Genomic DNA, 1,160 nt, shown 5'->3' with positions numbered 1-1,160 from the left:
GGACAGGCCGTAGTCCTTCAGCCGCGCCACATTCTTCCGCACTGTGGGATCGATGACCTGGTCTGCCGAGGCGGCGAAGCGGAAAGCCAGCGTCTCGTGCCAGTGCAACTGCATGCGCACGCCGCGCAGCAGCTTGTATTTCATCAGCCGGTCGATCTGCGGCCGGACATCGTCGGCGGTCATGTCGGCATAGCCGACGATGGCGTGCGGCCAGCCGGTTTCGTCGGCGGTCTTCTGCAGGAAGGCGACTTCCTTCTCGAAATCCTCCTTGGCCCAGTTGGTCTGGACATAGACGGTCTTTTCGACGCCAGACCCCTTCTGGTCTTCGAGGAATTCCTCGATTGGATAGTCGCGGCGGATCGGCTCGTAGGGGCCGAAGATGCGCGGCACCATCGGTCCGACCAGCCAGGGCTGGTCCTTCTGGCGCCAGATGTGGAAATGCGCGTCGATCGCCTTCTGCATCACGATACCCTTTTCCAGATGGCCTTGGCCGACGGAGCGGGCCGGGCGAGCGACAGGATGAAATCCGTGAGGCTCTTCAGCGACGAGCCGTCGACCAGATCGTCGAGCACCGGCAGGATGGCGCGCAGCGCCGCCGTCGCCGGCCGGAAACGCGGATCGCCGGCGAGCGGCGTCGCCAGCGACAATCGGAAGGCGCGGGCGCTCAGGCGACGCATCGCGGTCTCGAGATCGGCGTGGTCGCCGCGCTCCAGCGCATCCGAAAGGATGACCACCGCCGCGCCGCGGGCGAAGGCGGAAAAACGCGGCACGGTCAGGAAGGCGAGCAGCGTCGGCCCCATTCGGGTGCCGCCGTCCCAGTCGTCGACCAAAGCCGCCGCCCGGGCAAGCGCCTGGTCGCGATCGCGGGTGCGCAGCGCCGAGGTGATGCGCGTGAGCCGAGTGCCGAAGGTGAAGATTTCCGCCCTGTCCGCGCCTTGCACGGCGGCGTGCGCCAACTTCAGGTAATCGGCGGTATGGAGCTTCATCGAGCCGGAGACGTCGATGAGCAGGAGCAGCTTGCGCGGCACGGTCTGACGGCGGCGGAGCTGCGGCGAAGGAATGTCGCCGTCGGCGCTGACGATTTCGCTGAGTGAACGCCTGAGGTCGAGCGTGCCGCGCGAGCGGGTGCGGATGGTGCGGAAGGAGCGGCGGGCGGGCGG

2 protein-coding genes are annotated in these 1,160 nt (G+C 67.3%); both read right to left on the bottom strand.

The window, feature by feature from the left end; genetic code table 11:
- A partial coding sequence (locus EN742_RS35485) for an amidohydrolase family protein (protein ID WP_189375746.1) occupies positions 1-462 on the bottom strand: 462 nt, incomplete at its 3' end.
- Positions 462-1,160 (bottom strand): VWA domain-containing protein (locus EN742_RS35480; RefSeq protein WP_128333916.1); only part of this gene is annotated, 699 nt, incomplete at its 5' end. The genes EN742_RS35480 and EN742_RS35485, both read right to left, overlap by 1 nt.

Origin of the sequence: Mesorhizobium sp. M4A.F.Ca.ET.020.02.1.1, from assembly GCF_004022645.1 — a bacterium.
Classification (GTDB): domain Bacteria; phylum Pseudomonadota; class Alphaproteobacteria; order Rhizobiales; family Rhizobiaceae; genus Mesorhizobium.
The sequence above is the reverse complement of the archived record's forward strand: the minus strand, read 5'-3'. Positions and strand labels throughout refer to the sequence as shown.